Genomic DNA, 15069 nt, shown 5'->3' on the forward strand with positions numbered 1-15069 from the left:
ATCCTTTAATTCAAGATTTGTTTGAGTTTTGGTAATGCTTCTTGTAATGCTTTCAGCTGCGTTTGGTCCATCTCGAATGCCAATAATTTTTCAATTTCTTGTTGGGCATCTTGTTCGAGTGTATTCAGCTTTTGTTGTGCTTGTGTTGTTAACTCTTCAGCGTACGTATCAAGTGCTGTTTTCAATTGTTCCAGACACGGTTGTAATTGTTCGACAGTCATCTCTTTAATTGCAGTTTGTACTTGTTGTTGCTGCTTTGGCTGTAAAATTGCCTTTTTCGTTAATTGTTTAGGCAATGCGTTCACGAATGACGCTAAGTCCAAATGCATATAAGCTGTGTCAATATTGTCAACTGTGATATGTGTATCAGGCTGTACAATCACATGATGTTGTGCCATTTCGGTCACTACGGGTGCCAGTTGATGTGCCAATTGTGTTTCAAAATGCTTTTTCATACGATTGACAAGTAATGTTTGTTCTAAATACAATTTTTGATGAATTTGATCAAGATATGTTTTAGCAGCATGACGCTTAGCGACTTTAAAGTCATCGTCATGTGTCATTTGCGTATTAAATACAGATTTTACGTCATCTTGTAACTGAATACTAAGTCGTTCGTTTAAGTAATACAATTGGTCATCACGTTCACTACGATATTGTTGCTGTACAGCGTTCATGAGTTGTTCAGGAAAGACACGTGTCTTTTTATAGCGTTGTAAATAGGCATGATTTTGTTCGATTTGTTGCGCGTTATTTTCAACATCTGTGACCATTGACTCAAGTGATTGTGTAATCGCTTCTAACTGATGCATAATTTGCTTTTCAAGTACTTGTTTTGACTCTATATCAGCAAATGTTTGAATAGCTGTATGGAGTTGGTCCACCCCAGAGTCACCAACGCGCAATGCTTCACGGCTTGACACATCAAAGATTTCACAATGCATGCCAACTTGTGCAAGTGCGTCTTTCGTGTAGTCATGTACCGCCACAAGATCTTCCTCTGTCTCCGCTAGGTCCGTCGCATTAATAACCATCTTGAATGCTTGGTTTTCAATCAATTGATTCATGTCTTTCATATGTTCGATAAATGCTTTGTCATTATCTGTAAAGGCATGGTTGAAATAACTCACATATAAAATTAAATCAGCAGTGGCCAATATTTTTTCAGTTTCATTCGTATGACGTTGGTTGTTTGAATAAAGTCCGAGTGAATCGACAATAATTTTATCTTTCAACCACTCGTGTTCAAGTTGTAAATGAACCGTTTTGACAAATGTCGCATATTCATCTTCAGCACTCCACTTTCGAAGTTCATCTTGCGGAATATCCAAATCATAACCGTCTGCAGTAAGTGATTCATATAGTGCGTAATTTTTTTCAATGGCTTCAATAAAGGCAAGTCTGTTTTTATCAATACGCCCTTTTAAATCTTGTAAGTCTTGTGCCAAAAAGTCGGCAATTGAGTCAAAATGATAGTCAACTGTTTCAACAACATCATTCAGTTCATCGAGCAACATCTCTTGTGTTTTGAATGTCACGGAATTGCGATTGCCGTATGAAATTTCAGTTGTCGCAGCAGTCGTTGGATTTGGTGAACTTACTAAATATTGGTCGCCAAGTAATGCGTTGATTAGGCTGCTTTTACCCGCGCTGAATGTACCAAACACCCCGATTTTAATAACTTGATTGTCTAAACGTTGTAATGTGTTTCGCATATTATTTACTTGTGCATCATATAGCGACAGATCAGATAACGTAGCAAGTGCTTGTTCAATATGTTCACGTTGCGACTGCTGATTTTCAGATTCAGTTAATGTTTGTTCAGTGATGTTCCCTGTGTTTTCAACTGTTGAATCTGAAGGTGTATACGTCATCTTTGTACGGTCAATTAATTTGTCGAGTGAATCATCGAGATGAATGTAATAATGTTGATAATTTTCCGTGTCTAAAGATGTTTTTAACGCACGTAATGTATGATAACGTTCATAGACATCCGTCTCATCGTCGACAGTTACGCCTTCTATCTCGACTCGAACGTTAGCAATAATCTCATCATCAAGTGGTTTTGATTGTTTGAGAATATATTGACCAATTTGTTTCATCAATTGTTCAGAAAATGTTAAGACATATTGATTACTAATTTGAACTTGTGTTTGGTATAGGTCTGTTACAAGTGTCGCTGGTATTTCAATATTTTGATCTAAAATGCGTTCATTTAATGAAGTATCGTCAATAAAACGCGTTAAGAATACCATATCTGCTTGCATCGGCTTAATAATTTCTTGTGTCACTTGTGTTTGTAGTGCAGACATAAGTGTAGCAAGACGTTCTTCGCGTGCTTGTTCGATTTTTTTACGCTTATTGAATAAACCGCCTGCTGAAAAATCTTTGGTCATACTTTCTAAATAATAGCGAATGTGTTCACGCATATCGTGTGACATAATGTACGCATTATCAATGACTGCTTTACGCTTGTCTTCTAAGTGACGACTGAGTGCATCGGGAGTGCTAATTAATTGCGCTTCATTATGCACAGATTGTTCCTGTAAATGCTTGTCATACGCTGCATCAAACGCATCTGCTTCAATGTTTAATGCTTCTAAACAACGATCCATTTGTTCAGTTAAATATTGAGATTGATGTTCTTGAATAAACGACACCATACGCGCTACATAGTCAGCAAGTGGTTCGCGATTGGCATCCTGTTCATGCATATATGCTTTTAACGCTGTAAATTGGTTTTCCGGATGTTCAAATTTCGTGATATAAAATACTTTTTCTAATGTAATGTCCCAATCCGTTAAAGACTTTGTCACACGTGCTTTAAACGCATCAAACGACAGTTCAGCATCATTATGTTTATCAATTTGGTTAATAAGAAATGTGACAGGAATGCCCGCTTGATTCAATTGCTTCATAAATTGAAAGTTTAACGCTGATTGGACGTGGTTGTAATCGACTGTATAAAACACCATATTACTCGTATATAAAAAGCGCTCTGTACTGTGACTGTGTGATTTCACGTTAGAATCGACACCTGGTGTGTCTTGGAACGTAAAGCCGTTTCGATAGTCATCAGACTGGAAGCGGATATCGATAGACTCAACGTTATAGTTTTCACGGTTCATCTGTTTGACGTCATCATAGGATGCGAGTTCTGTATACTGTTGTCCCTCAATATTAGCGGTAATTCCAGCCGTGTCAGCAACTGTAACTAATGCTGTATTACTCGTCGTTGGAACTGGTGAACTCGGTAAAATGTCTTGACCAATCAAATTGTTAATGATTGTTGATTTACCGGCAGAAAAGTGTCCGACAAAAGTCATTGTGTAATGTTCTAAATAAACTTTTTTGATGACTTGGTTGATCGTTTCAATAAATGATGTATGGTCAGACTTTTCAACTTCTTTTTTCAATTTGTAAAGTATATCTAACTGTTCGATATTATTCATTATGTAAATTCCCCTTGTTTGTTATGTTTTAAAAAGCGGTATCCTAATTGCTCTTTTTTATAACATGATTCGTACTTATATGTTATTGTATAGCATTTAAGACAAAGTGAAAATATTAGAGCGCTAAATATGTCTACCAAAATAAAAAACTGGTGACCTTGTTTGGATCACCAGCATATGTTTTAAAATCATTATTCATGAAATGCGATTGGTTTTGGCTTGCGACGCATTTTGATGATTTGTGAGATGATATAAATTATAATTCCGAACCAAATAAAACAGAATGTAATAAACTGATCTGTGTTGAACGGCTCTTTAAACACGAAAATGCCGTTTAGGAAAATTAAAGTCGGTCCTACGTATTGAATAAAGCCGATGAGTGATAATGGTATGCGAACGGCTGCAGCTGAAAATGCGAGTAATGGAACGGCCGTTACAACACCTGAGAATAAAAGCCAAAACGTTGCGCTATTCATACCAATGCTGAGTCCGTGTGATTGCCCAACAACAATTAAATAGATCAGTGCCATTGGTGCCGTTGCAATGGTCTCGATGGTAATACTACTGACAGCACTCATAGGAACGAGCTTTTTCAATAACCCATAAATACCGAATGAAAAAGCTAAAATAAGTGAAATAAATGGAAACTCTCCTACTTTAAATGTCATGTAGAGTACACCCATTGTCGCAAAAATAATGGCGCACCATTCAAGTTTATTAAAGCGTTCTTTAAAAAATATCATTGCAAGTACGATACTGACTAAAGGATTAATATAATAGCCTAAGCTTGTTTGTAGCACATAATTTGCATTGATTGCATAAATAAAAGTACCCCAGTTAAGTGTTACGACATAGCCAGCAACAATAATAATGAATAGTTTCTTAGGCGTCTTAATAAATTGTTGCAAATCCGACTTAAGTTGCGGTCCCTGTTTCATTACAGGGATGAGTATCATCATAAATACTAATGACAATACAATGCGATACATCAGTATTTCTGTCGCATCAATTCCTTTGATTAATGCCCAATATAACGGCAAAATCCCCCACATAACATAAGCGGATAAGGCGTAAAAAATCCCCTTTTGAAATGATGATGAATGATTCATTTAAGCACCCCTTTATCTGTTGGATGACATAAAAATTATTTATTCGCCCAATATTGATAATAAGTTGTTTCAATATAACCGTTGAATAACTTACGACGCTTCGTTGCTTTACGATTGACGAGATATTCAAATTCTTTACTGCTTGTCATAATATACATGGATAATTGTGGATTTTGTTGTAATAGCTTGCCTAAGTAGCGATACATCTCTTCTACTTCATCACGTTCCCCGATACGCTCACCATATGGCGGGTTTCCGATTAAACCGATTGGCCCCTCGTGATCAATTGTCAGTGTGTTCACATCTTTCACTTCAAATTGAATGATATCCCCGACACCGACTTCATCCGCATTACGACGTGCAATTTCGATCATTTCTGGATCGATATCAGAGGCGAATATTTGAATGTCTTTGTCATAATCCGCCTGTGCATCAGCTTCAGCACGCATTTTATCGAATAAGTCTTCTGGAATGATGGACCATTTTTCTGATACGAATGAACGGTTGAATCCAGGTGCGATGTTTTGGGCGATTAAGCATGCTTCAATGGCGATTGTACCCGAACCACAGAATGGATCGATTAAAGGCGTTTCACCTGTCCAGTTCGCGAGTTTCACTAGACTTGCTGCTAATGTTTCTTTGATTGGCGCTTCCCCTTGCGCAAGACGATAGCCACGTTTGTTTAATCCAGAACCTGATGTATCGATTGTCAGTAAGACGTTATCTTTTAAAATATTTACTTCAACAGGATATTTCGCACCCGATTCATCTAACCAGCCAGATACTTGGTGTTCAGACTTTAACTTTTCAACAATGGCTTTTTTCGTAATTGCTTGTACATCAGGCACGCTGTGTAACACAGATTTTAAACTACGCCCTTGTACCGGGAACTCACCATCTGCTGGAATGATGTCATGCCATGGTAATGCTTTCGTTTTTTCAAATAACTCATCAAAAGTAGTTGCTTTAAATTGCCCAACGATGAGTTTGACACGGTCCGCAGTGCGCAACCATAAGTTTGCTTTCACAATGGCTTGAGCGTCACCGTTGAAATAAATACGACCATTCTCAACGCGTGTTTCATAGCCTAACTCTTGAACTTCTTTTGCAACAATGGCCTCTAATCCCATTGGACAAACTGCTAATAATTGATACATAATGAACCTCCTACATATGTCATTTCTATTTATAATGGATTGGACACAGTAATTTTATGCTACTGCCATATACATAAAATCTCATGCTTAATTTGAATGTTTGTATTGATGTCCCAGCACCAAAAGCAGGGTTTTCGACAGAACTGCCACGATTTCGGCAAAATAAAAAAGCAATTTTGCTCATCGTTGGGTTCTGCTCAAACACTAACCACTTTTGTCCCAACCTCTTGTTAATATATGAATTCATACATTTAAGGCTGGGACACATATGATGCCCCAGCCTTATTCACTAGTAGTAATATTTCTATAAGCCATGTTCTGTTCCTTAGTACTCAAACGTGCACTAGTCGCACTGGTACGCCGGTGGTAATCATCTGTCTAAGTATGATCAACATACATTCTCGTTTATACGTTGAATTCCGTTAAACAAGTGCTCCTACCAAATTTGGATTGCTCACTCGAGGGGTTTACCGCGTTCCACCTCTGATATTTCTAACAGAGCTACGTCACTGTGGCACTTTCAAACTATTATAACCGTATCCGAAGACTTAGGTTAATTCGTTGCCGTCAATTTACATTGCCTTGACTTATTGTTTCATCAAGCACGAACACTACAATCATCTCAGATTGTGTGAGCATGGACTTTCCTCTATAAAAATTAATTTATAGCGATTACCCAAAATATTACTTCAAAATTATATCATCTCAATGATTAAAAGCAATGATTATTTGCCAAAGACTGCTTTTTCTAAATTTGAAATGCGTTTTAAAATGTCAACGTTACTACTTTGGTTGGTACCTTGACTTGAAAAGCTTTTACTTTCTTGTGGGCGACCTGAAGCCACACGAATACGTAAATCTTCAATTTCTTTTTTGAGTTTATGATTCTCTTCTGAAAGCTTAATCACTTCATTATTCAAGTCTGACATTTTTTGATAATCAACGATAATATCATCTAAAAAAGCATCAACTTCTTCTGGACGATAGCCGCGTACGACTGTTTTTTCAAAATCTTTTTCATAAATATCTTTTGCAGATAATTTTAACGAAACATCTGACATGTGCGCCACCTCATTTGATTCATATTTCATTTGACCACTGTAAATCATTAATAAAACTTGTAATTTCGTCAAATGTCACAACATCACAAGTATAGTGTGTTTGTTCCATAAAATCAACTAACTTTCTTTTAAAATACTTTGGACTCGCTTCTTGTTCTTCGTCATAAATAAGGACCGTAATATCTGTGTGATCAAGCATAAATTGATCGGCTGCTTGAAATTGATGGGGTCCGACATAATCAGAATGAAAGACGCTATTAACGTAATCCGCTTGTGAAATAATCGCTTGATATTGTGCTTGCTGTGTTTCGCGCCATTTAGATGTATGGTTTTGAAATGGTGTAATGATACCGAGCTTTAATTCAGGATACGTTTCTTTAAGTTCAATGACACAAGCGGCTGCCCACAACTCGATGCCAAGCTGACCTTGAATCAACACCCATTCGAGCCCTTCTTCAATATAGCCAATTAACTTTTGCTTAATAAATGCTTTCAAATAAGAAACTTCTTTAGCGTCTTCACTAAAAATATTCAATTCATAAGATTTATAACCTGTGATATACATTGATTGATACATCGATATGGCCACCTATTGCATAATTGTCATAATGTCATGTTTGATCGTTTTCAGTTGATCATAAAATTGCTTCTTACTTGTTCGTGCATCATGACAAGACACGGACAAAGTTTTTAACAGTGTTTCTATTCGTTCACGTTGTGCGATGAACTGCTGCGTTGCTTGTTCTGTCTGTGTAAGATGCGCATCAATTTGGCCGACAAACGGTACAATATCATTGTTGAAATCATATTGCTGTCCTTCTCGAGCGGCGATATATCTAGATTCTACTTCTGAAATATCGGCTAGTAATTGTTGGAATGGACGTTCAGTCATCAGAATCACCTTACCTTCATATTATATCGTACCATAAATTGTACCAAAACTTGATAACACCACGCTTTGGGGTAACAGAGAACGCACATCTATGTTACAATAATGTCAGTTTATGAATGCTAACAATAGGCAAGCGTTTATAAACCACCTACCCTAATATGTGTATAGGGCATAACAGATGGAATGTAGGTGAGACTATGAACTATCCAAACGGTAAGCCTTTTAGACAAAATAAGACTCAAGGCGGAAGTCAGCGTACGCTAAAATCAAGTACGATTAAATATGGTGGTCGTGGTATGTCGTTGGAAAAGGACATTGAACGATCCAACAAGCATTATTTGAATGCGGGTGTCGCAGTGATTCATAAAAAGCCAACACCTATTCAAGTCGTGCATGTTGATTATCCGAAGCGGAGTCAAGCAGTGATTAAAGAGGCTTACTTTAGAACGCCTTCTACAACTGATTATAATGGTGTTTATCGCGGTTATCATATTGATTTTGAAGCTAAGGAAACGACGAATAAAACTTCTTTTCCACTTCAAAATATTCATGCGCATCAAGTGGAACATATGCGACAAGTTGCGCAACATGGTGGTATCGCATTTTTGTTGTTACGATTTAAAGGAAGAGATGAAACGTATTTACTTTCATTTAAAGCATTCATCCCTTTTTGGCAACGCTATTTAGATGACATCAAAAAATCAATTTCAGTTGAAGAAGTGCAAGAAAATGGTTACTATATTCCTTATCAGTATCAACCAAGATTAAACTATCTTACAGCTGTTGATAAGTTGATATTAGATGAAAGTGAGGACCGCCTATGACGGAGAAGAAAGCGGCTTCTAATGGTTCTAAGAAGAAGTCCGGTCAAAAAAAGAATAGAAATATTAAGCGCACACTGATAAAAGTGTTCAGCTTTTGTGTATTAGCTTTTGTCATTTTAGCATTACTTGGTGTGTTACTTTTCGCTTATTATGCATGGAAAGCGCCAGCATTTAATGAAGCGAAGTTACAAGACCCAAGTCCAGCTAAAATTTACGACCAAAATGATACACTCGTCAAAACGCTTGATAATGGTGCAAGACGTGAACACGTTGATTTGAAAGATGTTCCAGATCAATTGAAAGACGCGGTACTTGCGACAGAAGACAACCGTTTCTATGATCACGGTGCTTTAGACTATAAACGTCTATTCGGCGCAGTCATTAAAAACGTAACGGGTGGCTTTGGTTCACAGGGTGCATCTACCCTAACCCAACAAGTAGTTAAGCGAACATTTTTAACAGATCAGAAGTCGATTGAGCGTAAAGCGCAAGAAGCTTACTTATCTTATCGCCTTGAACAAGAGTATTCGAAAGACGAAATCTTCCAAATGTATTTGAACAAGATTTACTACTCTGATGGTGTCTATGGGGTAAAAGCGGCTGCTAAGTATTATTTCGATAAAGATTTAAAAGACTTAAACTTAGCAGAAACAGCATATCTTGCAGGTTTACCACAAGTACCGAATACTTATAACATCTATGATAATCCCGAAGAAGCAGAGAAACGTAAAGATACAGTACTCTACTTGATGGCTTATCATGATCGTATTACTGAGCAACAAAAGAAAGAAGCACAAGATACGCCAATCACTGCGAACTTAGTTGATCGTTCAGCTGAAGATCGTGAAATCAAACCAGATGATAGTTCACAACAGTATGATTCATATCTAAACTTTGTGAAACAAGAATTGATGAACAACGAGCAGTTCAAAGGACGCAACTTGTCGGATATTCTAAACAGTGGTATTAAGATTTACACTTACATGGACAAAGACGTTCAAACTGTCTTACAAAGTCGTATTGATAACGGTGGCTACTACAAGAATGATGAACAACAAGTTGGTGCGACAATCGTTGACAGCCAAACAGGTGCGTTAACGGCAATTTCTGGTGGCAGAAACTACAAAGACGTCGTTCAACGTAACCAAGCAACGGATGTACATCCAACTGGTTCGACATTGAAACCATTCTTAGCGTATGCCCCTGCGATTGAAAACTTGCAATGGGCAACGAACCACTCGATTCAGGACGAATCTGCATACTATCTTGATGGTGGCACATTCCGAAACTACGATGGTAGAGGTCATGGTGTTGTAACGATTTACGACGCGTTACGTCAAAGTTTCAACATCCCAGCGCTAAAAACATGGCAAACAGTTAAAGAACAAGCAGGTGAAAATGCACCGACAGACTTTGCAGCAAAAGTCGGCTTAGAATATGAGAATACAAATATTGGACCTTCTGAAGTATTGGGTGGTTCATCATCTGAGTTCTCCCCTGTTCAGTTAGCATCTGCATATGCATCATTTGCAAACGGTGGTACGTACAATAAAGCACACTCTATTAAAAAAGTTGTTGAAGCAAATGGCAACACGATTGAGTTTGAACACACGAGCCATCAAGCAATGAATGACTATACAGCATATATGATTACGCAAATCCTTAAAGGTACATTTGATACGTATGGTTCAGCTTACGGTAACGGTGTACCAGGCGTAAACGTTGCGGCGAAAACAGGTACAGGTACGTATGGTGATCAAACTTACCAAGAGTATAGCTTACCTGATTCAGCAGCGAAAGACGTTTGGATTTCGGGTTACTCACCGCGCTACACAATGTCAATCTGGATGGGCTTCGGCAAAGTAAAACTTTACGGTGAAAACTCATTCATTGGTAGTGGCGAACAAAAATTACCACAATATCTATTTAGAGATGTAATGGGTGATATTAACCCACAAGATGGTACAGACTTTGACCGCCCTGCTTCTGTTGGTGGTAGTGGTCGTAGCTTATATGTTGCACAAGCCCCAGACGGTAATGTAACAAGTAACTTTACAGAATCAAGTGGTGGCTCAAATAGCAACTCTAACAATAAGCAAAATGGTCAAAACTTGAATAACGCTAACAGCCAAGGAAATGGTAACAGTAATAGTAACAACAACAATAGGGGTGGCTTTTTCAGCAACCTCTTTGGTAATAACTAAATTAAAAGATGGAATGGCAATTAGAATGCTGTTCCATCTTTTTACATTAAGTATGAAAAATTGATTTATAAAGTGTAAAGGGCTTGTTCATATTTATTGTCGTCAATTAACATTTTGATTGTTTGTCTGCGATTTTTGTGTTGAAGTCTGTAACTGATTTCTTTGGATCTTTGGATGTTTTGCTCTTTCATATGCTTAGCGACAACAAGAAATAAAATTTCTAAAGCAAAGCGATATTGATCGAAAACTAACATTAATAATTTGCGAGCTTTCTTTTTATCATAGTGCTTCTGTTCTTTATACAGTCGAATATGCGTACGAACTAAAATAAATGGAATGGCGAAATATGTGGAGAAAGTGAATCTAACGTTACACTCGTAGGCCCATGCAGCGGTGAACATTACTGTGGATAAATAATACAATATGATTGTTGCGATAATATAGATAATCAAAAGTGTTTTAACCATAGACATCAGCCCTTTCATTGATAAATTATCAGTCAATACAATCTTAGTATGATGTTTAGCAACAAATAGTGACTTTAGATATGCATCTAGCCTTATTGAGATGAATCAAAGTGATTATTTAGAGTGTATATTTTTTTTGTTAAACCCATAAATAAAAATATCGAATACACTGGCAATTATTAAGGCAAGTGAAACGATAATCAATACTGTAATATACCAAGTAGCCTCTATCACATCGCTAAATTGTTGGAAGTTAATGACTAAGATGGATACAAATACATTAAAGAAAAGAAAAAGAGATGGAAGCATGTAGCCAATTCGTCTCAATATGACGGAAATGGTACTGTATGTGCTTTTAGCATAATTTTCAATGGCTATTGGTGTGTAATATAAAAAAACACCTAACATTGCGACAGAAAAGTTATGGGTTTTAACGATGGCAAGAATATTTGCGAAAGCGGCGGTTGAAAAATACATCGACCTGATACAATAAATTTTGGTTAGGCTTTTATGATTTTGCATGTGAATATCATTGTACTCTTATGTAATGTCTGTATCTATGTAGCATAAAAATAAATGATTAACGACTCCTTTCTTTTATAATACGAAGATGCTAAGTCATGCTACATTGAATTTTCTGATAACTACGTTAACTATAACATGAAATGAAATGTATGTATATAAGTAAATTAAATATTAATTGGAATTAAAAACCACTCATATAGGGATTTACCTTTATGAGTGGTTTTTTGCACGATAAGCGGCATTCATTTTAACGAGCTCGCTTTTTAATGTCTTCATTTGTTGGTAGCCCATATAATGATGCTTACGTTCTTCAATATAGTCCAGACGTTCATCAAAATTAAATGGCACAATTGGTAATGACGTTAGCTGAACACCTGACAAATCCTGAATGTGATTAATCGTACAGAAATATTCAAGTAAGCACGTATAATATTGGTCAAGTAGTTCAATGCTTTCAGGTTTGCCAATTTTACGTGCTTTTGCAAGCGGGTCTAAATGTGCTTCTAAATCTGTCATTGTTGTTAAAATGGTCATTGTGCTGTCGCCCCTTCCAATCTTAGTGCAGCACGATGACGTTTTTGTCCTTCACGGCAATCGGCAAACAGTGGGCATGCGTCACATTTTGGCTTTTTAGCAAGGCAATGATAACGACCAAAGAAAATAAGTTGGTGATGGCTTTGCGTCCAACGTGATTTCGGGATAATGGATGTTAATTTGCGCTCTACTTCTGCCACACTGTCTTTCCAACGACAAATTCCGAGACGCTTTGACACACGCTCAACATGCGTATCGACAGCAAGTGCAGGTTCACCGAATGCAACACTCATCACAACATTTGCGGTTTTTTGCCCAACTCCTGCAAGTCCAACTAATTGCTTATGCGTGTTTGGGACTTGTCCATCGTATTGGTCGATCAGTGATTGGCACAGTTTTTGAATATTTTTCGCTTTGTTACGATAAAGTCCAATTGAGCGAATATCGTTTTGTAGTTCTTCTAAAGGGACGGCTAAATAATCTTCAGGCGTATGATATTTTTGAAATAATGATTTTGTCACTTTATTAACGGTATTGTCTGTACATTGTGCAGAAAGTAAGACCGCAATAGTAAGTTCAAATGGGTTTTTATGAACTAATTCACATTCAGCATCTGGAAACATTTCATCAATAACATCAATCATTTCCAATGCTTTTTTCTTACTTATCAAATGGGTTCTCTCCTTTCAACCAATCAAATTTTGGAAAGTTTTCGATTTTCTTAACAGTTGGTTGTTGTTTATTAAATTTCGTACGTATCGGTTTCGCATCAGTGACAGTGCGTACATGATTTTTTTCCCAGTTTAACAAAATGCGATCAACATATTTAAGACTTGATTTATCGTGTGCGAGTGCTTCATCAACGGCCGCATTGATAATCGTTATATCGTATTTATTGACATCGAGCCATTGATTGATCGTTTCAATTTCTAATGGAGATAATGAACGACCAAATCCATTTTCGATTTTTTGGAAAAGTGTTTTAAATGCTTGTGCTTTATCCATTTTTTGCATATTTGAATCAATCGTTATAAAAATCTGGCTTAACTGTTCGAAAAAACCATCTAAATTAATATATTCACTTAACTTACCTTCTGAATTTTTTTCAACATGCATTTCTAATAATCCGAGCTGAATGAGTTTTTGAATCGTCATTGTCACTTCAGATTCTTGCATTGTTGACCCTTTTTGTAATGTTTCAATTGAAGGCTGTTCATGACTTGTTTCATACGCGTACAATATCTTCATGAGTATGACTAAGTCGGATTCATTAAGACCTAACTCGCTGTAGTGTTCTAGTAATTCATAGCGACATACAAAAGGTCGTGTTTGCAATTCATAGCTATTCAAAATATCACCTTCTCACATCAGTAGTGCATTAATATCATAACGCATTTAGTCATTAGTTAGTAGCATTTGATTTACAAAAAATTAAAAATGTAAAACCCATTGAAAGTTGCGAGTAAATCAACTTTCAATGGGCTGTTATAAAGCGTCGAGTATATTATGGATAAAGTCTATTTAATAAACGTGGGAATGGTGATGTTTCACGTACGTGTTCCACACCAGAAATCCATGCAACGGTACGCTCTAATCCTAAACCAAAACCACTATGTGGCACGCTACCATACTTACGTAAATCTAAATAGTATTGATAGCTTTCAGGATCTAATTGGTGTGCATCAATGCGTGATTCTAAAAGTTCTAAATCATTAATACGTTCTGAACCACCAATGATTTCACCATAGCCTTCAGGTGCAATCAAGTCTGCACATAATACAGTTTCTTCATTTTCAGGGTTTGGTTGCATATAGAATGGTTTAATTTTTGTTGGATAGTTGACGATAAATACTGGTAAATCATAATGATTGGCAATTGCCGTTTCATGTGGTGCACCAAAGTCATCGCCCCACTCAATATCATCAAAACCAGCTTCATGTAAAAATGTAATCGCATCATCATATGAAATGCGTGGGAATGGTGCCACCACTTTTTCAAGTTTTGATGTGTCGCGATCTAACATTTTTAATTCAAGTGCACAGTTTTTAAGAACAGATTGCACAACAAATGCGACATATTCTTCTTGCACTTTTAAGCTTTCTTCATGGTTTGTGAACGCCATTTCTGGTTCAATCATCCAGAATTCGATTAAATGACGACGTGTTTTAGATTTTTCAGCACGGAATGTTGGACCGAATGAGAACACTTTACCGTGCGCCATTGCAGCTGCTTCCATATATAATTGACCACTTTGAGATAAAAATGCATCTTCATCAAAATATTTTGTATGGAATAACTCGCTTGTGCCTTCTGGAGCACTTGCTGTTAAGATTGGTGGATCAATTTTAGTAAAGCCGTTGTCATTGAAAAATTCATAAGTTGCACGAATGATTTCGTTACGAATTTTCATAACTGCGTGTTGTTTTTTAGAACGTAACCATAAATGACGGTGGTCCATTAAGAATTCTGTTCCGTGATTTTTAGGTGTAATCGGATAGTCATGTGCTTCGTGAATGACTTCGATTGATTTTACTTGCATCTCATAACCTAAGTCTGAACGGTTATCTTCTGTAATCTCACCTGTGATATAAATAGAAGACTCTTGTGTGAGTGACTTAGCTGTTTTGAAGATGTCTTCTTCAACTTCTGATTTCACAACAACACCTTGCATAAAGCCTGTGCCATCACGTAATTGTAGGAATGCAATTTTACCACTAGAGCGCTTATTTGCGAGCCATGCGCCGATTGTTACTTCTTCGCCAATATGATTTTTTGCTTCTTTAATTGTTGTTTTCATAACTAATCTCCTAATTTATTTACTGCTATTATTTTAACAAAAGTTAA

The 15069-nt window shown here is 36.8% G+C and carries 13 protein-coding genes and 1 other RNA gene; 2 read left to right on the plus strand and 12 right to left on the minus strand.

What is annotated here, in order from left to right:
• Window positions 1-5: 5 nt before the first annotated feature.
• The 7 genes from CD122_RS05480 to CD122_RS05510 form a co-directional block, all read right to left on the minus strand.
• On the minus strand, window positions 6-3452 hold the full coding sequence (locus CD122_RS05480; RefSeq protein WP_103357993.1) for a dynamin family protein: 3447 nt from the start codon (window positions 3450-3452) through the stop codon (window positions 6-8).
• Window positions 3453-3643: 191 nt separating this feature from the next.
• Entirely contained in the window at window positions 3644-4561 is a 918-nt protein-coding gene (rarD, locus tag CD122_RS05485) for an EamA family transporter RarD (RefSeq protein WP_103357994.1), read from the minus strand.
• A gap of 35 nt (window positions 4562-4596) precedes the next feature.
• Entirely contained in the window at window positions 4597-5718 is a 1122-nt protein-coding gene (locus tag CD122_RS05490; RefSeq protein ID WP_103357995.1) for a THUMP domain-containing class I SAM-dependent RNA methyltransferase, read from the minus strand.
• 302 nt (window positions 5719-6020) lie between these two features.
• Window positions 6021-6402, minus strand: an RNA gene (rnpB, locus tag CD122_RS05495) — RNase P RNA component class B.
• A gap of 41 nt (window positions 6403-6443) precedes the next feature.
• Window positions 6444-6779 (minus strand): cell division regulator GpsB, encoded by a 336-nt coding sequence (gene gpsB / locus CD122_RS05500; protein ID WP_103357996.1) that lies wholly within the window; start codon window positions 6777-6779, stop codon window positions 6444-6446.
• Window positions 6780-6798: 19 nt separating this feature from the next.
• A complete protein-coding gene (locus CD122_RS05505; RefSeq protein WP_103357997.1) occupies window positions 6799-7356 on the minus strand; it encodes an SLOG family protein in 558 nt (185 codons plus the stop codon).
• A gap of 12 nt (window positions 7357-7368) precedes the next feature.
• The gene (locus CD122_RS05510) at window positions 7369-7671 is read right to left on the minus strand and encodes a DUF1798 family protein (protein WP_103357998.1); all 303 of its coding nucleotides are present in this window, start codon (window positions 7669-7671) and stop codon (window positions 7369-7371) included.
• 197 nt (window positions 7672-7868) lie between these two features.
• On the opposite strand from CD122_RS05510, the gene recU reads away from it, so the two are divergent.
• Together recU and CD122_RS05520 are read left to right on the plus strand one after the other, a co-directional pair.
• Complete coding sequence (gene recU, locus CD122_RS05515; protein ID WP_103357999.1) at window positions 7869-8495, plus strand: Holliday junction resolvase RecU; 627 nt, start codon at window positions 7869-7871, stop codon at window positions 8493-8495.
• On the plus strand, window positions 8492-10699 hold the full coding sequence (locus CD122_RS05520) for a transglycosylase domain-containing protein (RefSeq protein WP_103358000.1): 2208 nt from the start codon (window positions 8492-8494) through the stop codon (window positions 10697-10699). Before recU ends, CD122_RS05520 begins: the two co-directional genes overlap by 4 nt.
• A gap of 65 nt (window positions 10700-10764) precedes the next feature.
• On the opposite strand, the gene CD122_RS05525 is transcribed toward CD122_RS05520, so the two are convergent.
• The 5 genes from CD122_RS05525 to asnS form a co-directional block, all read right to left on the minus strand.
• Window positions 10765-11166, minus strand: a complete 402-nt coding sequence (locus CD122_RS05525) for a hypothetical protein (RefSeq protein ID WP_103358001.1) — start codon at window positions 11164-11166, stop codon at window positions 10765-10767.
• A 735-nt stretch (window positions 11167-11901) separates the two neighbouring features.
• On the minus strand, window positions 11902-12225 hold the full coding sequence (locus CD122_RS05535) for a YpoC family protein (protein ID WP_103358003.1): 324 nt from the start codon (window positions 12223-12225) through the stop codon (window positions 11902-11904).
• Window positions 12222-12896 carry an endonuclease III gene (gene nth / locus CD122_RS05540; RefSeq protein WP_103358004.1) on the minus strand — a complete coding sequence of 225 codons (675 nt, stop codon included), beginning with the start codon at window positions 12894-12896 and terminating at the stop codon, window positions 12222-12224. The genes CD122_RS05535 and nth overlap by 4 nt, the downstream gene beginning before the upstream one ends.
• Entirely contained in the window at window positions 12886-13575 is a 690-nt protein-coding gene (locus CD122_RS05545) for a DnaD domain-containing protein (RefSeq protein WP_103358005.1), read from the minus strand. The genes nth and CD122_RS05545 overlap by 11 nt, the downstream gene beginning before the upstream one ends.
• A 154-nt stretch (window positions 13576-13729) precedes the next feature.
• Window positions 13730-15022, minus strand: coding sequence for an asparagine--tRNA ligase (gene asnS, locus CD122_RS05550; protein ID WP_103358006.1), 1293 nt, complete (start codon window positions 15020-15022; stop codon window positions 13730-13732).
• Between the last annotated feature and the right edge of the window lie 47 nt (window positions 15023-15069).

This window comes from Staphylococcus rostri (genome assembly GCF_002902145.1).
GTDB lineage: Bacteria > Bacillota > Bacilli > Staphylococcales > Staphylococcaceae > Staphylococcus > Staphylococcus rostri.